General features: G+C 56.8%; 24 protein-coding genes. 6 read left to right on the top strand and 18 right to left on the bottom strand.

Annotation, left to right across the window (positions count from 1 at the left end):
• Positions 1-82: 82 nt before the first annotated feature.
• From ET33_RS14495 to ET33_RS14450, 10 genes are all read right to left on the bottom strand, one after another.
• On the bottom strand, positions 83-403 hold the full coding sequence (locus ET33_RS14495; RefSeq protein ID WP_036682349.1) for a hypothetical protein: 321 nt from the start codon (positions 401-403) through the stop codon (positions 83-85).
• Positions 404-789: 386 nt separating this feature from the next.
• A complete protein-coding gene (locus ET33_RS14490) occupies positions 790-1761 on the bottom strand; it encodes an ROK family protein (protein WP_036682347.1) in 972 nt (323 codons plus the stop codon).
• Between the two features lie 44 nt (positions 1762-1805).
• Positions 1806-2615 (bottom strand): DeoR/GlpR family DNA-binding transcription regulator, encoded by an 810-nt coding sequence (locus ET33_RS14485; protein ID WP_036682345.1) that lies wholly within the window; start codon positions 2613-2615, stop codon positions 1806-1808.
• A gap of 166 nt (positions 2616-2781) precedes the next feature.
• Entirely contained in the window at positions 2782-3042 is a 261-nt protein-coding gene (locus ET33_RS14480) for a YciI family protein (RefSeq protein ID WP_010491653.1), read from the bottom strand.
• A 40-nt stretch (positions 3043-3082) separates the two neighbouring features.
• Positions 3083-4045 (bottom strand): D-2-hydroxyacid dehydrogenase, encoded by a 963-nt coding sequence (locus ET33_RS14475; RefSeq protein ID WP_036682340.1) that lies wholly within the window; start codon positions 4043-4045, stop codon positions 3083-3085.
• 219 nt (positions 4046-4264) lie between these two features.
• A complete protein-coding gene (locus ET33_RS14470) occupies positions 4265-6004 on the bottom strand; it encodes a hypothetical protein (RefSeq protein WP_036682337.1) in 1740 nt (579 codons plus the stop codon).
• Between the two features lie 49 nt (positions 6005-6053).
• Positions 6054-7292 (bottom strand): efflux RND transporter periplasmic adaptor subunit, encoded by a 1239-nt coding sequence (locus ET33_RS14465; protein WP_036682334.1) that lies wholly within the window; start codon positions 7290-7292, stop codon positions 6054-6056.
• A gap of 58 nt (positions 7293-7350) precedes the next feature.
• Complete coding sequence (locus tag ET33_RS14460; protein WP_051775338.1) at positions 7351-8925, bottom strand: DHA2 family efflux MFS transporter permease subunit; 1575 nt, start codon at positions 8923-8925, stop codon at positions 7351-7353.
• A gap of 33 nt (positions 8926-8958) precedes the next feature.
• Complete coding sequence (locus tag ET33_RS14455) at positions 8959-9612, bottom strand: efflux RND transporter periplasmic adaptor subunit (RefSeq protein WP_051775337.1); 654 nt, start codon at positions 9610-9612, stop codon at positions 8959-8961.
• An 18-nt stretch (positions 9613-9630) separates the two neighbouring features.
• The gene (locus ET33_RS14450; RefSeq protein ID WP_051775336.1) at positions 9631-10080 is read right to left on the bottom strand and encodes a MarR family winged helix-turn-helix transcriptional regulator; all 450 of its coding nucleotides are present in this window, start codon (positions 10078-10080) and stop codon (positions 9631-9633) included.
• A gap of 215 nt (positions 10081-10295) precedes the next feature.
• Here ET33_RS14450 and ET33_RS14445 point away from each other — a divergent pair, with 215 nt between their 5' ends.
• The 4 genes from ET33_RS14445 (at position 10296) to ET33_RS14430 (ending at position 13186) form a co-directional block, all read left to right on the top strand.
• Entirely contained in the window at positions 10296-10733 is a 438-nt protein-coding gene (locus ET33_RS14445) for a MarR family winged helix-turn-helix transcriptional regulator (RefSeq protein WP_036682329.1), read from the top strand.
• A gap of 105 nt (positions 10734-10838) precedes the next feature.
• The gene (locus tag ET33_RS14440; protein WP_036682327.1) at positions 10839-11021 is read left to right on the top strand and encodes a hypothetical protein; all 183 of its coding nucleotides are present in this window, start codon (positions 10839-10841) and stop codon (positions 11019-11021) included.
• Positions 11022-11228: 207 nt separating this feature from the next.
• Positions 11229-11933 carry a FadR/GntR family transcriptional regulator gene (locus ET33_RS14435; RefSeq protein ID WP_036682324.1) on the top strand — a complete coding sequence of 235 codons (705 nt, stop codon included), beginning with the start codon at positions 11229-11231 and terminating at the stop codon, positions 11931-11933.
• Positions 11930-13186, top strand: a complete 1257-nt coding sequence (locus tag ET33_RS14430; RefSeq protein ID WP_036682321.1) for a CynX/NimT family MFS transporter — start codon at positions 11930-11932, stop codon at positions 13184-13186. The genes ET33_RS14435 and ET33_RS14430 overlap by 4 nt, the downstream gene beginning before the upstream one ends.
• A 132-nt stretch (positions 13187-13318) precedes the next feature.
• Here the strand turns inward: ET33_RS14430 and ET33_RS36405 are convergent, their stop codons facing one another.
• Positions 13319-14356, bottom strand: a complete 1038-nt coding sequence (locus tag ET33_RS36405; RefSeq protein ID WP_235206719.1) for an HD-GYP domain-containing protein — start codon at positions 14354-14356, stop codon at positions 13319-13321.
• Positions 14357-14518: 162 nt separating this feature from the next.
• Positions 14519-16090, bottom strand: coding sequence for a basic secretory protein-like protein (locus ET33_RS14420; RefSeq protein ID WP_036682319.1), 1572 nt, complete (start codon positions 16088-16090; stop codon positions 14519-14521).
• Between the two features lie 209 nt (positions 16091-16299).
• On the opposite strand from ET33_RS14420, the gene ET33_RS39745 reads away from it, so the two are divergent.
• Positions 16300-16428 carry a DUF6254 family protein gene (locus ET33_RS39745; protein WP_235206713.1) on the top strand — a complete coding sequence of 43 codons (129 nt, stop codon included), beginning with the start codon at positions 16300-16302 and terminating at the stop codon, positions 16426-16428.
• 45 nt (positions 16429-16473) lie between these two features.
• On the opposite strand, the gene pflA is transcribed toward ET33_RS39745, so the two are convergent.
• The 5 genes from pflA to ET33_RS14395 form a co-directional block, all read right to left on the bottom strand.
• A complete protein-coding gene (pflA, locus tag ET33_RS14415; RefSeq protein WP_036682316.1) occupies positions 16474-17199 on the bottom strand; it encodes a pyruvate formate-lyase-activating protein in 726 nt (241 codons plus the stop codon).
• Positions 17196-19469 carry a formate C-acetyltransferase gene (gene pflB, locus ET33_RS14410; RefSeq protein WP_036682314.1) on the bottom strand — a complete coding sequence of 758 codons (2274 nt, stop codon included), beginning with the start codon at positions 19467-19469 and terminating at the stop codon, positions 17196-17198. The genes pflA and pflB overlap by 4 nt, the downstream gene beginning before the upstream one ends.
• A 33-nt stretch (positions 19470-19502) precedes the next feature.
• Entirely contained in the window at positions 19503-22127 is a 2625-nt protein-coding gene (gene adhE / locus ET33_RS14405) for a bifunctional acetaldehyde-CoA/alcohol dehydrogenase (protein WP_268808317.1), read from the bottom strand.
• Positions 22128-22317: 190 nt separating this feature from the next.
• Positions 22318-22848, bottom strand: a complete 531-nt coding sequence (locus ET33_RS14400; protein WP_051775334.1) for a hemerythrin domain-containing protein — start codon at positions 22846-22848, stop codon at positions 22318-22320.
• A 363-nt stretch (positions 22849-23211) separates the two neighbouring features.
• The gene (locus tag ET33_RS14395; protein ID WP_036682308.1) at positions 23212-23490 is read right to left on the bottom strand and encodes an alpha/beta-type small acid-soluble spore protein; all 279 of its coding nucleotides are present in this window, start codon (positions 23488-23490) and stop codon (positions 23212-23214) included.
• Positions 23491-23600: 110 nt separating this feature from the next.
• On the opposite strand from ET33_RS14395, the gene ET33_RS14390 reads away from it, so the two are divergent.
• Complete coding sequence (locus ET33_RS14390) at positions 23601-24551, top strand: SPL family radical SAM protein (RefSeq protein ID WP_200879209.1); 951 nt, start codon at positions 23601-23603, stop codon at positions 24549-24551.
• Here the strand turns inward: ET33_RS14390 and ET33_RS14385 are convergent.
• Positions 24546-25022 (bottom strand): hypothetical protein, encoded by a 477-nt coding sequence (locus ET33_RS14385; protein ID WP_051775333.1) that lies wholly within the window; start codon positions 25020-25022, stop codon positions 24546-24548. The genes ET33_RS14390 and ET33_RS14385 overlap by 6 nt on opposite strands.
• Between the last annotated feature and the right edge of the window lie 16 nt (positions 25023-25038).

The raw sequence follows: 25038 nt of genomic DNA, 5'->3' as shown, positions 1-25038 counted from the left end.
TCGATTGTTATTATAGGCAAGGAACGTTAACGCAGGATGAAATTCAGATTACAGTTTTGTTACATTTGAATGATTGCTGTAACTAGGCGTCTGCTTCTGAGGCCGGGTCGCCGCCGATCTTTTTTTTCATGATCAGTTGAGCGAAAAACAGCAGCACCTCATTATTCGCAAACGAAACGCCCAATCCGAACAGGCCGAACATCCGAGAAAACTGCTGTTCGGAGCCCGCAAAAGCCGACGACCACCACCAGACCGCACCCGCCGTCAGCACAATGTTGACCGCCGTCCCCGCCAGAAACGAGAGCAGCAGCTTTTCCGTCTTCCACATCATCATAATTCCAACGAGTCCCGTTACTACAAATCCGGCTCCCAACATGAGCCAATAAATCGCATCGTATGTCAAGGCAAGTCCCACTCCTGTTCCGTCGCATGTTTATCCCTTCCAAGGTTACCATGAAAGAAGAAGCGGTACAACCGGTTGATTAGTTCGCCGCAAAACTGTCAAACTCCCGCCGTCTGGTCATCTTCCTTCAAGAAGCGTATAATAGAATGGATTACCCATTCAGGAGGTGCCGAGATGGCCAAAAGTCAAGCATGGAAACAACGGCGGAAGCTGGAGCGTGAAGGCTCTCACAATCCCGAGCTGAGCCGAGGAAGCTGGCATGGCGTCGTTCCTGTCGAACGTACGACCCCGACGCTGCATGAGAAACAGAGACGTTTAATGGATAAGCACAAAAAGAAATGGAACCGCACGCTGCCCCCGGACAGTGACGGTTCCATTTTTTATTATTATACAATATCGGTTCCGTTCAGACGCTGCTTCGCATACAGTGCGCTGCCGACGATGCCCGCATCCTCAATCCGTTCCGCAGGCTTGATGACGAGATTGTCCAGGTAGAACGAAAGCGTGGACCGCTCGATTTCTTTGCGCATCGGCGCGAACAATCTCTCGCCTGCCAGCGACCCGCCGCCGCCGATCACGATCGCCTCCGGGCTGAACAGCGGAATCGCCGCCGCCAAGCCCCGGCCAAGCAGCGTCCCCGTACGCTCCATTATAGCAATCGCCGCAGGGTCTCCTTCGTCGTACGCGCGGGATACGTCCGCGGCCGTCAATTTCTGGAGGTTGTCTCCGGAGAAACGCTCGGCCAATATCGTCGATTCGCCCCGCTGTACCGCTTCCCTCGCTTGACGGGCAATGCCCGTTGCCGAAACAGCCGTCTCCAGGCACCCGATCATCCCGCAATTGCAATGGTAGTCCAGATCCGGAACGGGAATATGTCCAAATTCGCCGGCGCGTCCACCGCTGCCGTAATACAGCCTGCCTTCGTTCACCATCGCCGCCGCGAGGCCCGTCCCGACCGTAAGGCCGAATACGTGCTTGTAGCCTTGTCCGGCCCCGGCGACCGCCTCACCGTATACATACATCCGCACATCGTGGTTGAGGTAAACCGGCAGTCCGCCGAGATGCTTGCTTAGCTCCGACGTTATCGGGACGTTTTTCCAGCCGAGGTTGACGGCGAGCACCGACACTCCGTTCACATGGTCGACGAACCCGGGAATCCCGATGCCGACCGCCTCCGGCGATACGCCGGATTCCGCGATTAATCCGCTCACGGCCTTCCCCAGCCGCTCGATCACGTTCTCGCTTCCCCGCTGCGCCTCGGTCGCCACCTTCGTCATGCGCAGCGTCCGTCCCGTCTCGTCCGTCAAACCGCAAACCATATTGGTACCGCCGATATCGATTCCTACGTAATGTTTCACCGGATCTCCTCTTTTCTATGCGTTTCGCTCTAGTAATCTCCCCATCAGAGGACGGGAGCCGCCAGCTCCGCCAAGTACAGCGCGATCCCCTGCTCTTCCAAATACCGCTTCAGCTTCCCGTCGACCGGCTGGTTCGTAATGCAGCCCTCCACGGCTGTCAGCGGCGCGATGCTGAACAGCGAAGTCCGGCCGACCTTCGTATGGTCGAAGACGGCCACCGTCCGGCGCGACCGCTTCAGCATCAACCGGGCGATATCGGCTTCCTGCTCGGAGAAGGTGGTTAAGCCTTGCTCCTCCGTAACGCCGTCCACGCCGAGAAACATAATACCGATGTTGACGCTGTCCACAATTTTCTCCGCAAGCGGGCCGCACAGCTCGAAGCTGTTGCTTCGCATCACTCCGCCGGTCAGCACCACTTGAATGCCGTCGCTCTCGGACAGCTCCATGGCGATGTTCACCGCGTTGGTCACGACGGTGATGCCTCTGCGCAGCTTGAGCTCCCGGGCGATTAGAAACGTTGTGGTCCCCCCGCTAAGCCCGATGACGTCGCCTTCCTCCACCAGCGAAGCGGCCTTGGCTGCAATGGCTTCCTTTTCCAGCCACAGCAGCTCCTTCTTCTCGTTGAAGGGAACTTCCCTGCCGGTAGACGGAGACGGCGTATCCAGTTGCGCACCGCCCAGGCTGCGGATCAGCCCGCCCTGCTTCTCCAGCAGGTCCAAGTCGCGCCGGGCGGTCGCTTCCGAGCATGCGAACTTGTCAATAATGTCTTGAATCGTAATTTTTCCTTGGCGTTTCAGCAGGTTCATAATTTGCTCGCGCCGCCGGTCGCCTTTGCTGAGCATCTTTCCGCTCATGGCGTCCCCTCCTGTCGTTCCCATCCGTTTGACAATCTAATGAAATAATAAAGCATTTTTTTGACGATATCAATCAATTTCAATCAAACGGGAAGAAGGGGGCGTTTCTTTGGGAGCGAACGCTTCCAAGCTGTTCCAAGGAGCGGCAGAGCGAGTTGAAACGAGCTTACTGCACCATGTCCCACTCGTGAATCTCATAGCGGCGGGCGCCGTGGAGCACGTACGGATCGTTCTCCGCCCAGGCGGTCGCCTCTTCCAGCGACTCGGCCTTGTAAATGACCATGCCGCCGGCGCCGTCCGTAAACCGTCCACTGGCGAAAATGCGCCCTTGCCCGCGCTGCGCCTCCAAATAAGCCAAATGCTCGGGACGGTAAGCCGCGCTCTTCGCTTCATCCAGCATCGGCAAAAACACAACGAAATGCTTCATTGCCCATCATCCTCGTTTCTGTATTATACTGACGGGCCGATTATTCCGGCACCGTATTGACGGGCTTTCCTTCGAGGAAAGCCCGGACATTCGCGCACGCCGTGTCCATCAGGCGGGACCGCGCTTCCTTCGTCGCCCAAGCGATATGCGGGGTGACGATGCAGTTCGGGGCCGCGAGCAGCGGGTTGTCCGGGTGCGGCGGCTCCGCCGACAGCACGTCCAGACCCGCGCCCGCAAGGCGGCCTTCGCGCAGCGCCGCGGCTAGGTCGCTCTCGACGACGAGCGGGCCGCGGGCGGTGTTGATCAGCATCGCCGAAGGCTTCATGAGGGCGATGCGGTCTTGGTTGATCAGCCCGTGCGTCGCGGGCGTGAGCGGGCAGTGCAGGCTGATGACGTCAGCCTGCTGCAGCAGCTCCGGCAGCGTCACCCATTCCACCCCCTCCACGGGGGTGGAATGGGTGCGTCCGCTGCCGACGGCGATGACGCGCATGCCGAACGCTTCGGCGATGCGCGCGGTTTGCCGCCCGATGCGGCCGAGCCCGATCAGGCCCATCGTTTTCCCCGCCAGCTCCACGAGCGGCGTCTTCGTGAAGCTGAAATCCGGGGAAGCGCTCCATTCCCCGGATTTCACCGCTTCGGCGTGCCGCCCGACGTGCTGGCACAGCTCCAGCAGCAGGGCGAACACGAACTGCGCCACCCCATGCGTGCCGTAAGCCGGCACGTTGGCCACGACAATGCCGCGTGCCGCCGCCGCTTCCGTATCGATAATGTTGTATCCTGTCGCCAGCACCCCGATGTAACGAAGGTTCGGCAGCCGTGCGATCGTATCCGCCGACAGCGGCGTTTTGTTCGTCAGCACGATGCCGGCATCCCTTGCCCGATCTACAATCTCCTCGACCGGCGTCCGGTCATACAGAGCAACCGTCCCCAATCGTTCCAGCCCTTCCCAGCTCAGGTCGCCGGGATTCAGCGTATAGCCGTCAAGTACGACAATCTGCTCCATTCCAGCCCTCCATGTCAGCACCTAAAGTCCCGTTCCACCTACTCTTCCGACAGGACGAAGCTTGACCCAATTATCTCCATCATACCGCTTTTTCCGCGAGGCGTAAATTGAATCCGCCCCCGTTCTCCGCTTCATCCTTCAACGAAAAAAGTCCCGCCCGCAAAGTCTTCTCAAGACCTTGCAAGCGGAACTTTATGTCAAGCCTAAAAAAGTTTACAGTTACGGCTGCTGCATCGTACCGATGAGTCGGCGAGCCGGACCGTACGGCGTGTCGACCGTTTCATATACCCGCAGCGTCAGCGGATGATCGAATTGATCCGACGGCGTGTCGGTAAAGTAAATCGACTGCTCGCCGTTCTCCACGCGTCCCTCTCCCGTCAAGCTGAGCGTCTGTCTGGCCACTTCGCGGGTATCGCTGCCCTCGATCACCAACTGCAGCTTGGAATAGCCGGCGTCCACGATGACCGGTTCGGTCGTCTTCAGATCGACGTTCCACTTCAGCTTGTACGTATAGGTGTAAGATTTTGTCGTCGGGTTCGTACCGGTCGTATAAGTCAGCGACCAGTCTTTCACGTTAAGGCCATAAGGATAGAAAGAAAATGTCGCATCGTCGTTCTTCGTCTGATTCACGTTCAAACCAACCTGCCCGATTGCCGTTTTGTACGGTGCGGCGGTTTTGCTATCGCTGAACTTCAGTGTAAAATGATCCCCGTCGCCGGCAAGCGGCAGCATGAAGGTGTAATTCATCACGTACGCCGTTCCGGGCAGCACCTCTTGCGCCGCCGTCTTTTGCTGGCTGCCCGTGTACGAGGAGCCGCTCGCGCCGATTAGCTCCGCCGCCAGTTGAGGCACCGGCAGCGGCTTGTCGCTGCGGTTATCCAGCTTCAGCTTCATGACGCCGGTCTGATAGCTCTGCCCTTTGTTTTCGTACAGCCGAAAGTCGACTACCGATACGGCCAGATCGGGATGCACCGCGCTGTTCAGCGGATCGAACGCGAGCCGCGTGCCGAAGCCTTCTACCGTAGGAAGCCCGCTTGGGCTGCCGGGCTGCGTCTCGGGAAGCGCAATGCGCAGCCGGCCGACGGAATAGCTTACGGCTGCCGCCGCATCTGTCCGGTTCGGAATTTTGTAGCTTTCCGGCGTCTGCACGGTCAAGCTTTCGAGCGGCTTGTCGGCTTCGTAAGGAATCGAGATGTATAAGTACTTTTTCTCTTTCGGATCGACGCTGACGGCCGCCTGCTCCTGGCGGGACCCTTTGTAAATTTGACCTGCCGCCTTGCCGTCCACCGTAAACGCCGGAACCGTCTCCGTCTGTGTACCGGTATTGGTTACCAGCAACTGAAGCAGCTCGACGGGTGCTCCGTCCTTGAATTGTTTGGTCATGCCGACCGGCGTATACTCCAAGGAAGATTCGATTCCCGGGATGGTAAACGGCGTCCCCCATGCTTTGACGGGAATCGAACCGTTATCCGCCGCGTCCCCGTACCAGACCAAGCTGCTTACCGGCAGCTTCAGCATAGAAGTCTCCACTTTCGGATAGACATCTTTGTTCACGTCCACCCATACGAGATCAGTCGGCTGCACGGCATCGGTACGGTCGATTTGTGCCATATAGCTAAGCTCGACCGAAGAGGACGCGGGTACGGAGCTAGGATTGTCTGCGCTTGGCTTAAGCACATAGCTGGTACCCGCCGACGTGACGACGCGCAGCTCGTAATCCGGCACGCGAGCCGCACTCCCCCAGACGTTATACATCTTCACGACGACTGCGATGCGCGCGCCGCCGTTCGCCCGTTCGCTGAGCAGGCTCTTCACCTTCACCTGCACCGGACCGGACAGCACGGCCGGATACCGCACATCGATGGCCGGCTGCGGATTTTCCGCCCGTACGGCCCCTTGAAAAGACAAGGCCAAGGACACAATCAGCGCCGTTGAAACTACTCTTTTCCATGTATTCATAGGATGTCCTCCATTATTCGTAAGTCGTTCGTCTGTCGGCGGCGAAGCCTCAGTTGCGGACAACCGCCTTGTCTTGATCCTTCAGCTCCCGCTGCCCGGATACGATTACCTGCTCGCCTTCCTTCACCCCGCTGAGCACCTCCCGGTTCGGTCCGCTCTCGCGCCCGAGCGTTACTTGACGCTTCTCCGCGTGATCGCCAGCCAGGACGAAAACGAAGCTATTGTTCCCTTCCTTCACGATGCCCGAAGTCGGCACGGTCAGCGCCTCCTGCTTCGCATCGCCGCTAAGCTGCAGCTTCACCCGCATACCCGGCTTCAGCTTCCGGTCCGGGTTAGACGCGGTCAGCTCCAGCACATAGGTTTTGCTTTGCGGGCTCATCACATCGGCCATATAGGCGACGGTCCCCGTCATTTTCTCGCCCGTGTCTTGGATGACGAACGGAATATCCTTTTTACCGCGGACCAGCTTCGCCGTCGTCTCGGTCACGTCGGCATGCAGCTTGATCGGATCGATCTGCTGAATGACACCCGCGACATACCCGGGGGCGACCGTCACGCCTTGCTCGGGATACAGATCCGTCAACAGCCCGCCAATCGGCGCCTTCACGTCGAAGTCCGACAAGTTTTTCTCGATATCCTGCAGCGCCAGATCCGTGCTTTCGATCTGGATTTGCAGCGGAGCGAGCGGATCGGTCGCTTCCAGATTCGCAAGCTGCTTCTTCGACGTATCCAGATCGAGACGGGCCGTTTTCAGCTGGGTCTCTGCCTTATCCACCTGCGATTTCGGGGCCGTGCCCGCATCGTAGTCGTTGCGCGCGTTATTGTACGCTTTTTCGAGATCCGCGATTTGCAGTTCCAGCTTCTCGATCGTATTGTTCAGGACGCCTTTATTGGTGGCAATATCCTTGCTTGTTTTGTCCAATTGCGATTCGAGATTTTGCCGGGACAACCGGTTTTTCTCCTTGTTGCGGACGGCATCCGTGGAATCGAGCCGGAACAGCACTTCGCCCGTCGCGACCGCGTCCCCGCGTTTTTTGAGCAGCTCCGCCACGTCGCCGTTCGCTTTGACGACGACATTCGCCTGCGAGGACGAAACCGCATCGGCGTCCTGCTCCGACGAACCGTCCAGCTGCATCTTTGAGACGGCAGCCACCTTCACGGGCTTGGGCCCGCTCTCCCCCGCGTTCGCGGTCGAGCAGCCCGCGGCTGTGGCGGCGGTCAGCAGAATGGCCAGCCCAGCCAGCGCGCTCCGCTTCCAGCCGGCGGTTTCTTTAGTATTATAGGTCATGGAATTCCCCGCTCCTTTGCTTTGCCGAACGTTCGGCCGTCCGTTCGTCCTGTTATGTTTATTCGCCCATCATATGCACGCCGCCGGCCCCGCCTTTGGCTTTTGCGCCTTTGAGAAACAAGCTGAGAACAACGGCAAGCAGCGAAAGTCCGGCGGTCAAATAAAAGACGTCGTCCAGCGCAATGATCGTCGATTGAATCTGCACCTGTCCTCCGATATAGTTCAGGGCGCTTATTTTGGCCTGCGCGGCCGACTGCCCCATTGCAATAAATTGATTTTGAATTTTCGTCACCTGGTCGATCACCGTGGTCGATACCATATTCAGCTGATCGGACAGATAAGCCGTATGAAAATCTTTCCGGTCCCCGAATAGCAGCGACAGCCAGGCGATGCCGAACGCGCCGCTCACCTGCCGGATCGTATTGGAAAGCGCGGTCCCTTGGCCGACCTTCTCCATTGGCACGGTATTCATGCCTACGGTCTGTACCGGCATCATCATAAGCCCCATGCCGACCGCACGAAGCGTCAGCCAGAAAATGATGGTCGCGCGCGAGGTTTCCATGCTCAGATTCGAGGTCAGAAACAGCGCCGCCGCCGTAATCAGCAGTCCGATAACCGCCAAGGGACGCGCCCCGAATTTATCGAACAACCCGCCGGCGATCGGCATCATAATGCCGGAAGCGATCGCTTGCGGCAGCAAAATCAAGCCGGTCTCGACCGCAGACAAGCCCGAAATGTTCTGCAGGAAAATCGGGAGCAAAAACAGCATCCCCATCATGATGACGGTCACGAGACTCGAAACGAGCAGCGACAATGTATACATGCCGTTTTTTAGCAGGCTTAAATCGAGCATCGGGTCCTTCACGGTCAGCTCCAAAATGACGAAGGTCACCAGGAACACGATCCCTATGGTAACAAATACGACGACTTCGCTGTCGCCCCAGCCCTTCTCCGACACTTTGCCGATGCCGTAAAGCAGCGTGGCCAGCCCGGTGCTGGACGTGATAAATCCCCAGACGTCGAACCGCTTCTTGGCCTCCATCTTAAATTCCTTAAGCACGGCCATGGACAGGAAAATGTCTACAATCCCGATCGGCACGTTGATCGTAAAAATAAGCCGCCAGTCCAAATATTCGACGATATAGCCGCTCAGCGTCGGGCCGGTAGCCGGGGCGAACATGATCGCAATCCCGAACAAGCCCATCGCCATGCCCCGCTTCTCGACGGGGAACATGCGGAAAATCATCGACATGCTGATCGGCATCATCGCGCCGCCGCCGATCGCCTGAATAATCCGGAACACAATCATGCTTTCGTTGCTCCATGCGATGCCGCACAGTCCGGAGCCGATCGTAAAAATGATCAGCGAAATGACATACATCCGCTTATAGCCGAAGCGGTCGCCCAGATATCCCGTCGCCGGCACGAGCGCCCCGCTGACTAGCGAATAAGCCGTGACGACCCACTCGATCTGCGATTGGCTGACGCCGAAGACGTTCATCATTTTAGGGATCGCCACGTTGACGATGCTCGTATCGAGAATAGCCATAAAGACGCCGAGAATAATGGCCAGCATGGCGAGTCCGGACCCTTTGGAAGAGGCTTTAGCCTGATCTGTGGCTTGGTCGTTCATTCCGAGTGTTCCTCCTTCCGTTCCCGGATGCCCCTATTTCTCGATTTTGACGGTTGCATTCAAGCCCGGAATGAGCCGTTTCCCGTGGGTATCGTCCAGTGCGATTTTGACCGGAATCCGTTGAACCACCTTCGTATAATTGCCGCTGGCGTTAGAGGAAGGAAGCAGGGAAAAAGAAGAATTAGTCCCGAGGCCGATCCGCTCAACCCGTCCCGTAAACTCCGTGTCCTTGAACGCGTCGATCCGGATCGTCACTTTGTTGCCCACTTGGACGCTCGTGATTTCCGTTTCCTGTAAATTGGCCGTAACGTACAGCTGATTCAGGTCGGCGCTCAAAGCAAGCGTCCCGCCCGGCGCAACCGTCTGATCCTTCACCGCGTTCGATTGGATGATCGTTCCGGAGTCTGCCGCCATGATTTCCGTCGTCGTGGCCGGGGTCGTTCCTTTGGCCGGCGACGTTTCCACGATGCCGAGCACGTCGCCTTTGCCGAACGAGTCGCCTTCCTTATAGCGCCACTCGATCAGTTTCCCGGCGGCCAGCGAGCCGATGGCGCGCAGATCGCCCTGCACTTTCGCATCCTCCGTCGTTATGTACTTGCTCGCGATATTGTAGTAGTACGCACCGGCGGTCCCTCCCCCCACCAGCACCAAAGCCAGTACGGTCAATATAATGATCTTTTTCTTCATTCGGATGAAGCTCCTTTCCTAAGGTCCCGTGTCGGTGTCTGCATGCATAGCCAGCGTGGAGATCATTTTGCGGACCAATGCGATAAACTGCTCCGTCTCTTCCTCTGTCAAGCCGCCGAACATTTGCATCAGCAGCTTTTGCTTGAATAGCCGAAATTCCTTCATGTGACTGGCCGCTTCATCGGACGGCTCAAGCCAAACGACGCGGCGGTCCGCTTCGTCCCGGGTCCGCTTCACAAAGCCGGCTTGCTCCAGCCGGTTCAACGCGATCGTCGTCGCGCTTGCCGATAGCTGCAGTTCCTCCGCCAGCTCGGTCACAGTCACCCGCTGCTTGCCGCACAAGGCATGCAGCAACTGGATTTGCTGCCTCGACAAGTCTGCATCGGGCGGCGACCAGCGGCGGGCGTGACGTACGGCGACGGCAATCAGTCCTTCCAGCTCCGTCAGCTTTTGCTCCAAATTACTCAAGACTTCCCTCCTCTTATATTTTTAGATTAAAATAGTTTTACAGTACAATGATTTAACATTAAATAAATTAACACGGAAAATTTTTAACGTCAATCAAAATTTTTCATGACAAACCAAGGCGCGGAAAACTTTTTGAAACCAAAGGGGGCAACTTACGTATTACTTAATATTTTGTCGAACTCTATCTTTACCGGTAACAATTTAAGGGGGCTATTATGGTACACCGACAAGATTTATATGAGCTGGAGGAAGCGTTCCGCTTAATGTTTCGCAAAGTGAAAGCCAGTTGGACCCGCTTTGAAGCGCACGGCGTCTCCGCCTCGCAAGCGGTTATTCTGGAAAAATTGCAAAACGAAGGTCCGCTGAAGGTCTCACAAATCGCCGACGCGCTCTGGATCACGTCGGGCGCGGTGACATCGCTTTCCGATAAGCTGATTTCCGGCGGATTTGCCGAAAGAACCCGCTCTGAGGAAGACCGGAGAGTGGTCTATATGGAGATTACCGATAAGGGAAGAGAAATTATCGAGGAGCTTCACCTGCACCGCCAGCGAGTGGTCGAGGAATATTTCGGAAAGCTGCCCGATGAGGACATTAAACATATGACCCGCATCTGCAAAGCGATATTGACTGAAACGCAAGAAGTAAACGTATAAGCGGCGAAGGCAACCCGGTCGGGAAGCCTTCGTTTTGCTTTTCTATCATTTTTTCGCGAAACGTTCATAAACTGGTAGCATACGGCAGGAAAGGATGCGATCAACTTGGTCCATACGATCTCGTTTCTCATGTGCCTGATGCTGCTTGGCATGATCATTGTCGCTTTTATGGCTGCGCTAATGGAGTTCATTCTGCACGATACGACGGATTACGATATGGAATTTTTATGGAATCATAAGTACACGCTGGAGGATTTGCATCTGGACGGACGGAAGGAAGAAAAATGACCGGCATCAGACATTTGCTTATTTTTATGAAAGTATAGGAGGCTCCCGGGCGTCGATATCGCTCGGGAGCTCTCGTCATTTATATCACGCTTTTTTCGCGGCGGAAAAAGCGACACGATTTCCTACGTCGCACATGTCTTGCCTGAGGAACGGATACGTGCTATATTATCCAATATCCCAATCATCGGATGTTTGGAGGTTTACATGATGGAACTGAAACAAACAACGCGCTCCACCCTGGTGGAACAGGTCGTTTCCCAGATGGAATCGCTGATCGAATCCGGCCAATGGCCGGTCGGATCGCGCATCCCGGTCGAGCCCGAGCTGGTCAAGCAGTTGGGCGTCAGCCGGAATACCGTTCGCGAGGGAGTGCGGGCCCTGATCCATGCCGGACTACTGACGGCACGCCAAGGCGACGGCACTTACGTGCGCTCTTCGAGCAGCCTCGGCCCCGCTCTCGTGCGCCGGCTGCGGCGCTCGAACGCCACAGAGACGCTGGAGGTACGCTGCGCGCTCGAACAGGAGGCGGCAAGGCTGGCCGCCATGCGGCGTACGCCGGGGGAGATCGAGACGTTCCGCTCCCTGTTGTCGGCATGTGATGCCGCCGCGGCCGCGCAGGACATCGAAGGCTATATCGAAGCGGACCTGAAGCTGCATCACGCGATCGTCCGGGCGACCCGCAACAGCGTATTGATCGACTTGTACGAGCATATGACCGATGCCTTGGAATCGTCCATCGACCAGACCCTCGACCTCTCGATCATCGTAGACGGAGCTTCTCGCTCGCACTGCCAAATGGTCGACGCCATCGCAGCCCAAGACCCGGATTCGGCCGCCGAAGCCGTGCGCCGCTATATCCGGGAATCGCTGAACCTGCTGCAAGAAGATGTGCACAAGGAGGGCTCCCTATGATTCCGGCTCAAGATGCCGTCAGCTCCCGAGTACAGACCCGTACCGGTCTAAGTCTGCTTATTATCGGCATCGTCCTGATCGCCGCCAACCTGCGGGCTCCGTTAACGGCCGTCGGGCCGATTATCGGAGAAATTCGCGGGGAAACGGGTATTTCCAATACGTGGGCGGGCATGATGACCACCTTGCCGCTGCTTGCTTTCGCGCTCCTCTCGCCGCTCTCGCCGCGGATCGCCCGGCGGCTGGGCATGGAGCATACGCTGTTCGCCGGACTGATCGTCCTGCTGACAGGCATTTTGCTGCGCTCGGTGTCTTCGGTCACGACGTTGTTTGCAGGCACGGCGCTCATCGGTGTCGCCATTGCCGTCAGCAACGTGCTAGTGCCTGCCTTGATCAAGCGGGAGTTCCCGAACAACGTCGGAACGATGACCGGCATTTATTCCGTCTCTATGAACCTGTGCGCCGCCATCGCTTCGGGGGTCAGCATCCCGATTTCGCAGGGGCTGGGCTTGGGATGGCGGGGGGCGCTCGGCAGTTGGGCGCTTCTGTCCATCGTCTCCCTCGCCGCTTGGCTGCCGATGCTTCGTTCGCGCCAGCGTCCGCAAGCAGTACAGACGAGTGCCGACGCCAAAAAAAGCGATTCACTCTGGCGTTCCCCGCTCGCTTGGCAAATTACGCTGTTCATGGGACTGCAATCGCTGTTCTTCTACGTCAACATTTCCTGGTTCCCTGCCATATTGCAGGATCGCGGCATGAGCGCGGTATCCGCCGGTTGGATGATCTCGATCATGCAGTTCGCCAGCCTACCGGCGACGTTCTTTATGCCGATCCTTGCCGGGCGGCGTTCCGATCAGCGGGGCTTGGCCGTCGGCGTCGCTTCCCTATTTTTAGTCGGCTATCTCGGTCTGCTGCTCACCGATACGGATTGGCTCGTTCCGCTCTGGGTCGTTCTCGTCGGCGTCGGTGCAGGGTCCGGCTTCGGCCTGGCCGTCATGTTCTTCGCCCTGCGCACGAAGTCGGTTCGGCAATCGGCAGAGATGTCCGGCATGGCTCAATCGTTCGGGTACTTGCTGGCCGCGGTTGGCCCGACGCTCTTCGGCTTCATTCACGACGCCACAGGCGGCTGGACCCTTCCCCTGGTCCTGCTTCTCATCGCCGCAGTCGGGCTGCTGTTAGCCGGATTGAAGGCCGGGAAATACGGGTACGTGGCCGCATCAGATTCGAAGGAAGCGGACGCTGCCGAGGGGAATCGCTGAGTGGTACGTCAAAACGCGGGAAGTCCTGGGAGGACTTCTCGCGTTTTTTTCATGTGCAAGCACCAAAAAAAGCCCGATACGATCGATCGGGAACGATCGGTATCGGGCGAGAACGCCGTATATTCATCCCGGTCAAGCCGGCTGCACTTGCCCTACGCTTTGCGGCTCCGCCGCCGGCAGCTTGCCTTGACGGCTAAGAACCCTTAGCAGCGCATTGGCAACCTCCGGGTCGAACTGCGTCCCGCTGTGCCGCCGCAGCTCTTCAGCCGCCGTCTCCGTCGACAGCTTCGCTCGGTAGGAACGGTTCGTCGTCATCGCGTCGAAGGAGTCGCTGGCCGCGAGGATGCGCGCCCCCAGCGGGATTTCTTCACCTTTTAAGCCCATCGGATAGCCTTTGCCGTCCATCCGTTCATGATGATGCCGGACCATCTCGGTGACGCCGAGCTCCTGCAACCGTTTGATGCCTTTGACGATTTGGTAGCCATCCTCCGCATGTCGCTTCATAATGTCGTATTCCTCTTCGGTGAGCCGGCTCTCCTTCTTGAGAATTGACTCCGGCGTGCCGATTTTGCCGATATCGTGAATGAGTCCGGCCAGATGAACAGCTTCCGTCTCCCGCTCGGACAAACCCAGCTCTACGGCGATATCCCTAGCGTAATCGGCCACATTCTTCGAATGGAACGCCGTATACGGATCGCGCGCGTCGATGCTTTTGGAGAACGAGAGAATCGTGTTCATGAACAGCTCCTCGTACTCTTCGCGCTGCCGGAAGTTGCGCCGGGACACGATAACGACCCGCTGCACGAGCAAAGCGAGCAGCAGCAATCCTCCCGCTCCGGCCAAACCGGGCCATCCGGCCCCTGTAAAATACACCCACAACGCCGTAACCCCCGTCGAAAATGCGCCGACCAAATAAACATTAAACACGAATAAAGCAAATATAAGCACGGGAACCGCATATAACCCGAGCAGCGCCGGCGATTGGACATTCGTATTGATCCAGACCGCGGCGAGCAGGCTGACGAACATGACCAGCCACAGCCCGTAGCTGATTTTCCTTCCCAGCGATACCGGACAAAAATACGTATTGCCGCCGATCCGAATCCCCGTATGCCATAGCTCTTCGGACTCCATGGCCTCCATCTCGGATCCGGATTTGATCCATTTCATCTTCACTGTCGTTCCCCTCCCGTAGTATGGATTGGCAGAACCGGGTAATTCGACCTACATCACCCTAAGCGTACACCCCGGGATGGGCCTTGTCAACGACAGTTCCGCGACGAAAGTCTCAGAAACAGGACGAAAGAATACGACGGCGGCCGGATCAACCGCTTACGGATTCGGCAAAGAGCGCTGGTACTCGTTCCACAGTGAGAGGACATCAGAACCCGTCAGCTTTTGGAATACACTCTCGTTCCATTCCACGCCGTCGAATGGCGACAGGCTCTGGTTCAGCTCCTGCAAAAATCCGGGGCGCTTATGCTCGTCGATCCAAACGAAGAAATTGCCCGTCACCCCGTAGCTGTCCTTCCAGGTGCCTCCTTTTCTCACTGCAAGACGGTCGTGGTAACCGACTTTGAAGCGGATCGCATCGGCCATGCCTTCGATCATATACCCAATCTCACCGTAGCGGTCGTCATCCAATTGATAAAGATGCGTCAGCTCATGATACAAAATGCCCAAAATCTCGTGCCGCAGAGGCGTGTTGGAATTGCTGACGTTTTTCAGATGCCGCGAGCTGATGGTGACCTGCCCCCCACCGGCCCAAGCGACCCCATCCTCGTCTTTGATGAAAATGACGACCTTTTTCGGGCCCACGTCCATCCGGTTCGGGTGTCCGTACAAAATTTCATTTAGTTTCAAAATAATCAGCTTGATTTGCTCCTGCGCATCCGGAAGAGCTTGATCGAACAGCTTGCCGTTTCCTTGGGCATCCATATTGCGGATTTCAATGCTGGGCACGATGCTTTGTAACGGGCTGTCTTTAGGGATGAACTCGATTTCCGCAAGCTGCAGCTCGTTGCCTCCGTTGGCTTTCATATCTAGCTTATAATAGCTGTATTTCGCGTCGGAACGGACGCTGTAGCCGGTACGCTGATAGCGGTATCGGAACTGCTCTCCCTTGCGGGTATCCAACGTGACCCACTGCTTCCCGTCGTTTGACGCTTGAAGCGTCCATTCGGCCGGATCGCGTTCCTGGAAGTCGTTAGCCGAAGTCAAAGCATAACCGTCGATGGCAATCGGCCGATCGAAACGATAAGTGACCCAACCGGACTTCTGGAAGGTCAGCCATTTGGTCAGACTGGACCCGTCGTTCAGCTTGTCCTTGCCTTCATCCGGCAGGTTTTCACCGCTTGCCGTAATCTGTGCCTTGGCCGGTTCGGGCCACTGCTGCGCATCGTAAAGCTTCACCTCGGCGAGCTGAAGAATCGATCCGCTATGGTTGCTTAATTCCAGCCGATAATACTTATACGCCGTTTGGTTCGGGATGTTGTACGTCTTCGTCTGGTATCGCCAATCGAAACTTTCATTCTGGCGGGTATCCAGCACCGTCCAGTCCGTTCCGTTGTTGGAGCCCTTCAAAGTCCAATCCTTCGGGTCGCGCTCGGGGAAATCGTTTGCGGCGGAAATCGAGTAGGAAGCAATCACATAAGAGCTTTGGTTCGGAAAAGCATACTGGAGCCATCCCGTGCTTTGAAAGGTCAGCCACTTGGTCTTTAAGAGATTATCGAACGCGTTCTCCTTCTCCTCCTCTGCCGGGCTTTGGCCGTTGGACGTCACCGTGCCGCCTTGCGTTCTCTCGATGGGAAAGGCGGCTGCTTGAGCGGAAGCATCGGCAAAGACCGACGTGGCCGCACCTGCAAGCATCATGGCAGCTAACAAAAAAATTCGACTCTTCTTCATCCCTAATATTCCTCCTTATCGTATACTCGGCCTTTCAGCCTTAGAAAGCGCATGAAACGATGATCGCGCCACCCTCCTCTCTGCACAAGCGAAACTATTAATATATTAACAAAAATACTATATTATTCCAATACATGAAATAACCTTTCTGCCGCCATCCTAAGGAGGCAAGGCCGATTTTTACCATGCCCTAAAGGAGCTGAATTGCGATGAGCCATTCGAAACGCCGCAAGGAAAACCAATGGAAAATCCGCAAGCAAAGCCAGCAGCCGCACGGTAAAATCAAGTCCTTGGCTGCGTATTCGGACGAGTACGACGCGCAGCAGTCAGGCCGCTAAAAACGCGAAAAACCCCGCGGACGGCATGTCCGCGGGGTCTTCCTTCTAGGCTTGCTCTCTTCCTTGTTCAATCAAACGTTTCGCCCGCTCAAGCTCCCGGTCGCTTGGTGTCGGCACATGCTCCAGCGGATAGGCTTTTCCGAGCTGCTCCCACTTGTAGACACCCATCCGGTGGTAAGGCAGCACCTCCAATTTATGCACGTTGCCCAGCGAACCGATGAAGCGGCCTAGCTCCATCAGGTCCGCCGCGTCGTCAGTAATGCCCGGGATGAGCACATGGCGGATCCAGACCGGCTGTCCGCGGTCCGATAACCAACGGGCAAACCGGAGTATTCGTTCGTTCGGCTGGCTTGTCAGCGCCTGATGCTTGTCGCTGCGGATATGCTTAAGGTCCAGCAGGACGAGATCCGTCACGTCCATCAGTTCCCCTGCATGATCCGGCTCACAGAAGCCTGACGAGTCCAGCGCGGTATGCAAATTCCATCGTTTCTTCGCTTCCCGAAACAGCGCGGCCACAAAGGGAGCCTGAAGCGTAGGTTCGCCGCCGGTCACGGTCAATCCGCCGTTCGAGCTGCGGTAATACGGAAGAAACGGCTCGATCTCGTCCAGCACGGACGCGACCTCTACCACACGGCCTGTGGCCGTCTCCCACGTGTCGGGATTATGGCAGAACCCGCACTGCAGGGCGCAGCCCTGCATGAAGAGCACGAAGCGGATGCCCGGCCCGTCTACCGTGCCGAACGTATCGAGCGAATGGATGCGTCCTCTCATCCGATCGAGCCGTGGAACGTCCGGTTGATGACGTCAAGCTGCTGCTCCCGGGTCAGCTTGATGAAGTTGACGGCATAGCCCGATACGCGGATCGTCAGCTGCGGATATTCCTCAGGATGCTCCATAGCATCGAGCAGCTGCTCGCGATTGAACACGTTCACGTTCAAGTGGTGGCCGCCGCTTGTCGCATAGCCGTCCAGCATCGCGACGAGATTTTGCGCTCTCACGTCAGTCTCCCGGCCGAGTGCCTTCGGCACGATGGAGAACGTGTTCGAGATGCCGTCGAGGCAATGCTCGTAAGGCAGCTTGGCTACCGATGCCAGCGAAGCGAGCGCGCCTTTGCGGTCGCGGCCGTGCATCGGGTTCGCACCTGGTGCGAACGGTTCGCCGGCTTTGCGGCCGTCCGGCGTGCTGCCGGTCTTCTTGCCGTAGACGACGTTCGACGTGATCGTCAGCACGGACATCGTAGGCAGCGCGCCGCGGTATGTCTTATGCTTGCGAAGCTTGTTCATAAAGGACTCGGCCAGCTCCACGGCCATCAGGTCGACCCGTTCGTCGTTGTTGCCGTACTGCGGATACTCGCCGGTAATCTCGAAATCGACGGCGATTCCTTTTTCGTTGCGGATCGGCCGCACCTTGGCGTAACGGATGGCGCTCAAGCTGTCCGCCACGACGGACAAGCCCGCGATGCCGCAAGCCATCGTCCGCAAAATTTCCCGGTCGTGCAGCGCCATCTCCAGCCGCTCGTAGGAGTACTTGTCGTGCATATAATGAATCACGTTCAGTGTGTTCATATAAAGCTTCGCGAGCCAATCCAGCATTTTGTCGTATTTGCTCATGACCTCGTCGTACGAGAGCTCATCCGACGTAATCGGCACCGATTCCGGCCCGACCTGAATGCCAAGCTTCTCGTCGACGCCTCCGTTGATCGCGTACAGCAGCGCTTTTGCCAGGTTCGCTCGCGCCCCGAAGAACTGCATCTGCTTGCCGATCCGCATGGCGGATACGCAGCAGGCGATCCCGTAGTCGTCGCCGAACTGCAGACGCATCAAGTCATCGTTCTCGTATTGAATCGAGCTCGTTTCGATCGACACTTTGGCGCAATATTGCTTAAAGGCATCCGGCAGCTCGGCCGACCACAGTACGGTCAAGTTCGGCTCCGGCGCCGGGCCGAGGTTATAGAGCGTGTGCAGGAAGCGGAAGGAGTTCTTCGTTACCCGCGTCACGCCGTTCATTCCCATGCCGCCGACCGATTCGGTCACCCAAGTCGGGTCGCCGCTGAACAGCTCGTTGTAATCCGGCGTGCGCAAAAATTTCACGATCCGCAGCTTCATGACGAACTGGTCGATCAGCTCCTGCGCTTCTTCCTCCGTCAGCGTGCCGTTCTGCAAATCCCGTTCGATGTAGATGTCAAGGAAGCTGGAGACCCGACCCAAGCTCATTGCGGCGCCGTTTTGTTCCTTAATTGCGCCGAGGTAAGCAAAATACAGCCACTGTACCGCTTCCTGCGCATTCGTGGCCGGGACCGAGATGTCGTAGCCGTACGATTGCGCCATGCGCTTCAGTTCGTCCAAGCTGCGGATTTGCTCGGACAGTTCTTCCCGGGCGCGGATAATGTCTTCCGTGATCGAATCGGTTTCGAGCTGGAGCAAATCGTTCTTCTTGTCTGCGATCAGCCGGTCCGTGCCGTAAAGCGCTACGCGGCGGTAGTCGCCGATGATGCGACCGCGGCCGTAGGCGTCCGGCAGCCCGGTGATGATCCCGGCCTTCCGCGCAGTCTTCATCTCGGTCGTGTAAGCGTCGAATACGCCCTGGTTGTGCGTTTTCCGGATGTCGGTGAACAGCTGTACCAATTCTTGCGGTAGTTCGAAACCGTAAGCTTTGCAGGCGTCGACCACCATGCGAACGCCGCCGAACGGCTGGACGGAACGCTTGAGCGGGGCGTCGGTCTGGAGACCGACAATCCGCTCTTTCGCTTTATCAATGTACCCCGGCGCATGCGAAGTAATGGTGGAGACGGTGTGGAGGTCGATGTCCAGCACCCCTCCGTTTTCCCGTTCCTTGCGCATCAATACGCTAAGCTGCTGCCATAGATCCGTCGTCGCTTCCGTCGGTCCGGCCAGGAATTCTGAGTCTCCCGTATAGGGTGAAATGTTCCGATCGATGAAATCTTTCACGTCGATTCGATGCTGCCACTTGCCCGACACGAACTGACGCCAAGCCTCCGATTGTTCGGGATTCCGGTTCAATTCCGTTTCTTTCAAGCTCATAGTTGGGTCTCCTCTCCAAGATGTCGTCTCTTTTTACTCGAATTTCCCGTAGAACGCATTGCGGTAAACGTCCGCCAGCTCCGTCACGAGCGGCAGTCGCGGATTCGCGGTCGTACATTGGTCCTCGAACGCGCGGTCCGCGAGCCCATCGACCTTCGCTTCGAAGTCTGCCGGATCGAAGCCGAGATCCTGGAATCTCTCCGGAATGCCAAGCGATTGATTCAGCTTGCGCACCGCTGCGATCAGGCTGTTGACGCCTTCTTCCGTCGTCTTCGCCGGCAGGCCCAGCACTCTAGCAATTTCGGCGTACCGTTTGTCCGCGATGAAATGATTGTATTTCGGGAACGATGCGAACTTGGTCGGCTTCTGCGCATTGTACCGGATGACGTGCGGCATCAGAATCGCGTTCGTACGTCCGTGCGCCGTATGGTATTCGCCGCCCCATTTGTGCGCCAAGCTGTGGTTGATGCCTAAGAAGGCATTGGCGAAGGCCATACCGGCAATCGTCGAAGCGTTATGCATTTTTTCCCGTGCCAGCGGGTCGCCGGTGTGGAACGAATTTTCCAGATGCTCGAATACGAGCTGAATGGCTTTCATCGCGAGTCCGTCCGTATAATCGTTCGCCATCACCGAGACATACGCTTCAATCGCATGCGTAAGCACGTCCATCCCCGTATCCGCAACGGCCGTTTTCGGCAAGCTGTAGACGAATTCCGGATCGATAATTGCCACGTCCGGCGTCAGCTCGTAATCGGCAAGCGGGTACTTGGTGTTGCCTTTATGATTATCGGTAATGACTGCAAAGGAAGTTACTTCCGACCCGGTGCCCGATGTCGTCGGAATCGCGACGAACTTCGCTTTCTGACCAAGGCGCGGATATTTGTACACCCGTTTGCGGATGTCGAGAAACTTCTGCTTGAGCGAATCGAAGCTCGTATCCGGATATTCGTAGAACAGCCACATCGCTTTGGCTGCGTCCATCGGCGATCCGCCGCCCAGCGCGATAATGCAGTCCGGATTGAATGCAGCCATACGGGCTGTTCCGCGGTCTACCGTATCGACGGAAGGATCCGGCTCAACCTCGGAGAACACTTCGATAGCAACGGGCTGCTTCCGCTTGCGCAGATAGTACTCCAAGCGCTCCACGTAGCCGAGCTTCACCATCATCGCGTCGGTGACGATCATCACTCGTGTAATATCGGGCATTTTCTCCAAATATTGCGTCGAGCCTTTTTCAAAATATACTTTCGGCGGCACCTTGAACCACTGCATATTGACCGTCCTTTCGGCGACACGCTTCAGGTTGAGCAGGTTGACGGCGGAAACGTTGGCAGTCGTCGAGTTATGCCCGTAGGAGCCGCAGCCGAGCGTCAGCGAAGGCAAGTTCGTGTTGTAGAGATCTCCGATCGCCCCGTGAGTCGACGGCGCATTGACGATGACGCGTCCGGTTTGCAGTCGAGCCGCGAATGCCTGAATGACATCCTCGTTCTTGGAATGGATGACCGAGGAATGCCCCATGCCGCCGAAGGCGACGACTTCTGCTGCGCGCTCGATGCCTTGTGCCGCATTCTTCACTTTATAGCAAGCGAGCACCGGGCTCAGCTTCTCCGCAGACAGCGGGTAGGCGTCGCCCACGCCCTTCAGCTCGGCTACGAGCACCTTCGTATCGCTTGGTACCGTAAGGCCAGCCATGGCTGCAATCTTAACGGCCGGTTGTCCGACGATGACCGCATTGACCGCACATTTCTCGGGGTTAATGACCAGCTTCGACACCGCTTCGGTTTCTTCGGCGTTCAGGAAGTAGCAGCCCAGCTCCTTCATCAGCTTTTTGGCTTGCTCGTAAATCGGTTCTTCCAGAATGACCGCTTGCTCGGAAGCGCAAATCATCCCGTTGTCGAATGTTTTGGACAGAATTAGGTCTGTTACCGCCTGCGGCAGATCAGCTGTCTTCTCGATGAAGCAAGGAACGTTGCCCGGCCCTACGCCAAGCGCCGGCTTGCCGGTGCTGTATGCCGATTTCACCATGGAGGAACCGCCTGTTGCGAGTACCAGCGCTACGTCCGGGTGATTCATCAGAAGCTGGGTCGCCTCGACGGACGGATTCTCTACCCACTGAATGGCGTACTCTGGAGCTCCGTGCTTCACAGCCGCTTCCAGCAGCGTAGAGGCAGCCGCTACGCTGGAGCGCTGCGCCGACGGATGGAACGCGAAGATGATCGGGTTGCGCGTTTTGGCGGCGATCAGCGACTTGAACATCGTCGTTGAAGTCGGGTTCGTGACCGGCGTAACCCCGGCGATGATCCCAACCGGCTCAGCCACCGTCTTGTAATGCTCGTACGGATTGTTATCGATCACGCCGACCGTCTTGTTATGCTTGATGCTGTGGTAGATGTACTCGGTAGCGAAGATGTTTTTGGTGATTTTGTCTTCATATACCCCGCGACCGGTTTCTTCCACCGCCATCTTCGCCAGAACCATATGCCGGTCGAGCCCGGCAAGCGCCATATGCTGCACAATGTCGTCCACTTGGGATTGATCCAGCTTCAGATATGCTTCTTGCGCTTTTCTTGCCCGGGCTACGAGCTTATTCACTTCCTCGAGCGCGGCTGCTTTTGCGTCAGCTTTCACTTCTTTAACGGCCATTGATGTTTCCTCCATTCGTGTCGTCTAACAATAGTATAGATGGTTCCGGGCTTATTCGTCCAGAATTTGGTTGTGGAACAACGCGGCAGTCGTTGCAAATCCATGAAGTGCCTTTCGGGCCATCGCCCTTCGTCTTGCCGCATTGCTCACAGGTGATAAGATTCATCGGCATCCTCCTTCCTTTGGCCTGACTCAAAGCTTTATATTAAGAAAATAAACTATCGATATCGTCAAGAATCTGTTCCGCCATCGGATAGACGACGTCTTCCTCCAGATTCAAGTGCTCGTTCAGAATGAGGCAAGCCTGAATCAGATGCGAGCTCGTTTCCCGGATGGCTTCCCGGCTCGGCAAGGACAGCCGATCCACCGATTCGATAAAAGAATCGATGAACGTTTCCGCAAGCTCATGATCTTTTTCCATCACCCAGAAGGACGGCATCATGGACGGACCGGAATATTTATTGAAATAACTGCAAAGTAAAGGGAACAGCTCCCGCTCCTCCCAGGTCGCATGCCGGTCCAATTCGGTGCGGAAATCCGTAATTTCCTCCCGCAGCTGCTGGAGAAGCGCCATCGCTTCCGGAACAGTTTTCATCTTTCCGACAGATTGAGCCTTGGCTTGCACCGCGGACAGCCGGACTTTTAAGGCGTCGTGCTCTTCCTTGAGACGGTCCACCGCGTCCATAAACCGGGTCGGACGCGCGCTTTGAACGCTGGCTTCCGTTATCGTACTCATTGAAACAATCCTCCTCGTATTGGGATTGCCTTCATTGTAACCGCGATGGAAGAAATACACTGTGAAAAAAATCACTAGTCACAAAAGGGACATAATCCGACAACAAAATCCGACATGAACCCGGGTTAATTTCGTTGTTGAAATCCGATAAATACGGCAAATTCCGCTTGTTTCTGCAAATTCCTTTTTACTCGTTTCAATATATTTCGATATCATTCGACAATCTTGTGAAAATTGAAGATACGTTACCGCACCGGACCTCTTCTCCGAAATCCGCCTAATTTTCAGAACGACAAAAAAGAGCTCGGTCTGCAGACCGGCCCTTTCGGATGGAGCTTGGTTTTCATGAGGTTGTTCTGCGGGTCAGCGTTTAGCCAACTGTTCTTGGGCGAGCCGAATCATCTCGCGCACCATGCTTCCGCCGATTGGCCCGCCGATCTTGCCCGCTTGTTCGGTCGAGAGCTGGCCGTTATTTCCGGGGCTCAGCGGAATACCGAGCGTCTTGGCCACCTCGTATTTCACCAGATCCGGGCGGTTCGGATCGACGGCATAGCCTTCCCGGCGCATAACCTCCGACTTCAGCCGGTCCAGCGCCTGATTCGCTCCGGGCACGACCGGCGTGCGACTGCGTCTTCTTGCCATCGCAGTTCCTCCTTTGTTTCCCAGTTGCAGGAACATTTGTTCCCGTGTATACTTTAACCTAATAAACAGAACATACATTCGTGTAATTGTTAATTATGGAGGTGTTCGCCTTGCCGCTGCATACCCGGTACGAGCCTGTTCGTGCCAAGCAACTGCTGAATCCCGTTAAAGCCCCGTCCATGCCGTTCGATTGGTCGATCAATCCGTACCGCGGCTGCCAGCACGGCTGCAGCTTCTGCTATGCCCGTTCGACCCATGCCTTTCTCGGAATGGAAGCCGATGATACGTTTCAGCATCATATCCTGTACAAAGACAATGCGCCGGAAGCGCTGCAAGCGCAAGTCGAACGCATGCTGCGCGCCAAGGGCGGACGAAGCAGGCTGGGCCGAATCGCGATCGGCACCGCTACGGACCCTTATCAGCCGCTCGAGGGCCGCTTGAAGCTCACACGCCAATGTCTCGAAGTGCTGGCCGCCTACCGGCTGCCGGTCAGCATAACGACGCGCTCTCCCTTGATTTTGCGCGATATCGATCTGCTCCGCAAGCTGCCTGGAAGCTCGGTCAACATCAGCCTGAATACGCTCGATAAGCGCATTTGGCGCAGCTTTGAGCCGATGTCTCCCGCTCCGGCCCAGCGGATCAAAGCGCTTCAAGGGCTAAGGCAGGAAGGCATCGAAGCCGGAATTTTTATGGCTCCGATTCTCCCCTTCCTGACCGACCGGCAGGAAGAAATGGAGCAGGTCGCAGAGCAAGCCGCCGAAGCCAAAGCGTGCTTCGTCATGGGATCGGTACTCCGCTTGAACACGGCCGAAGTGAAATCGTGGTTTTTCGGGACGCTCCGGGAAGCGTATCCCCACTTGGTCGGCTCGTATGCCGATTGGTACGGACATTCCCCGGCCGCCCCCAAAGCGTACCGGGAGCAGATCCGCTCGCAGCTTGCCCGGCTTCTTGAACGGGTTGGCATTCCCGCATACCTGCCTGAGATCGGAACCAAGCCGACTCAAGCGGAAAGCCCCGAAGACGATAAGCCGGTGCAGCTCGCTTTTGCGCTCGATCTATGAGGACTTTCGGAACCCTTTCCACAAGCGGTACAACAAGAACAAGACCACGCCCCAAATAAGGATACCGAGAATCGAGAACCCCCCATGTACCGGCGCGCCCCCTCCTCCGAACAAGCCGAACGGGTTCAGGATGCTGCCGAGAAGCGCGCCGGCCGCAAAGCCTCCGAAGATGCCGCCCAATCCGCCCCGGGCAGGAGGTGGGGCCATTCCCGGTGCCGGAGTCGCGGGGGTTGTCCGGACGTTGCCTACGGGCGTCCTTACGCCGGGCGACGGCGTATATCCCCTTCGGCCGCTGGAATAGCCTCCTCGTCCCGAGCGGTAAGCCTCCGTTTGGTAACGGCCCTGGGGACCGCCAAGCATATCGATATCTTCCTGGCTATAAGGAACCGGCAGACTCCCCTCCTGCGCGCTCGCCGGGGCGGACAACGCGCATAGAAGAACGATCCATAACGAAAGCAGCAACTTTTTCATGCCACACCTCCTTCGC

Origin of the sequence: Paenibacillus tyrphae (assembly GCF_000722545.1) — a bacterium.
In the GTDB taxonomy this organism is placed as follows: Bacteria; Bacillota; Bacilli; order Paenibacillales; family NBRC-103111; genus Paenibacillus_G; species Paenibacillus_G tyrfis.
The sequence above is the reverse complement of the archived record's forward strand: the minus strand, read 5'-3'. Positions and strand labels throughout refer to the sequence as shown.

Coding starts and splice junctions, on each gene's coding strand:
- ET33_RS14485 (WP_036682345.1), bottom strand. CDS start 2,615: ATGAGCGGAAAGATGCTCAGCAAAGGCGACCGGCGGCGCGAGCAAATT.
- ET33_RS14480 (WP_010491653.1), bottom strand. CDS start 3,042: ATGAAGCATTTCGTTGTGTTTTTGCCGATGCTGGATGAAGCGAAGAGC.
- ET33_RS14475 (WP_036682340.1), bottom strand. CDS start 4,045: ATGGAGCAGATTGTCGTACTTGACGGCTATACGCTGAATCCCGGCGAC.
- ET33_RS14470 (WP_036682337.1), bottom strand. CDS start 6,004: ATGAATACATGGAAAAGAGTAGTTTCAACGGCGCTGATTGTGTCCTTG.
- ET33_RS14465 (WP_036682334.1), bottom strand. CDS start 7,292: ATGACCTATAATACTAAAGAAACCGCCGGCTGGAAGCGGAGCGCGCTG.
- ET33_RS14460 (WP_051775338.1), bottom strand. CDS start 8,925: ATGAACGACCAAGCCACAGATCAGGCTAAAGCCTCTTCCAAAGGGTCC.
- ET33_RS14455 (WP_051775337.1), bottom strand. CDS start 9,612: ATGAAGAAAAAGATCATTATATTGACCGTACTGGCTTTGGTGCTGGTG.
- ET33_RS14445 (WP_036682329.1), top strand. CDS start 10,296: ATGGTACACCGACAAGATTTATATGAGCTGGAGGAAGCGTTCCGCTTA.
- ET33_RS14435 (WP_036682324.1), top strand. CDS start 11,229: ATGGAACTGAAACAAACAACGCGCTCCACCCTGGTGGAACAGGTCGTT.
- ET33_RS14430 (WP_036682321.1), top strand. CDS start 11,930: ATGATTCCGGCTCAAGATGCCGTCAGCTCCCGAGTACAGACCCGTACC.
- ET33_RS36405 (WP_235206719.1), bottom strand. CDS start 14,356: ATGAAATGGATCAAATCCGGATCCGAGATGGAGGCCATGGAGTCCGAA.
- ET33_RS14420 (WP_036682319.1), bottom strand. CDS start 16,090: ATGAAGAAGAGTCGAATTTTTTTGTTAGCTGCCATGATGCTTGCAGGT.
- ET33_RS39745 (WP_235206713.1), top strand. CDS start 16,300: ATGAGCCATTCGAAACGCCGCAAGGAAAACCAATGGAAAATCCGCAAG.
- pflA (WP_036682316.1), bottom strand. CDS start 17,199: ATGAGAGGACGCATCCATTCGCTCGATACGTTCGGCACGGTAGACGGG.
- pflB (WP_036682314.1), bottom strand. CDS start 19,469: ATGAGCTTGAAAGAAACGGAATTGAACCGGAATCCCGAACAATCGGAG.
- adhE (WP_268808317.1), bottom strand. CDS start 22,127: ATGGAGGAAACATCAATGGCCGTTAAAGAAGTGAAAGCTGACGCAAAA.
- ET33_RS14400 (WP_051775334.1), bottom strand. CDS start 22,848: ATGAGTACGATAACGGAAGCCAGCGTTCAAAGCGCGCGTCCGACCCGG.
- ET33_RS14395 (WP_036682308.1), bottom strand. CDS start 23,490: ATGGCAAGAAGACGCAGTCGCACGCCGGTCGTGCCCGGAGCGAATCAG.
- ET33_RS14385 (WP_051775333.1), bottom strand. CDS start 25,022: ATGAAAAAGTTGCTGCTTTCGTTATGGATCGTTCTTCTATGCGCGTTG.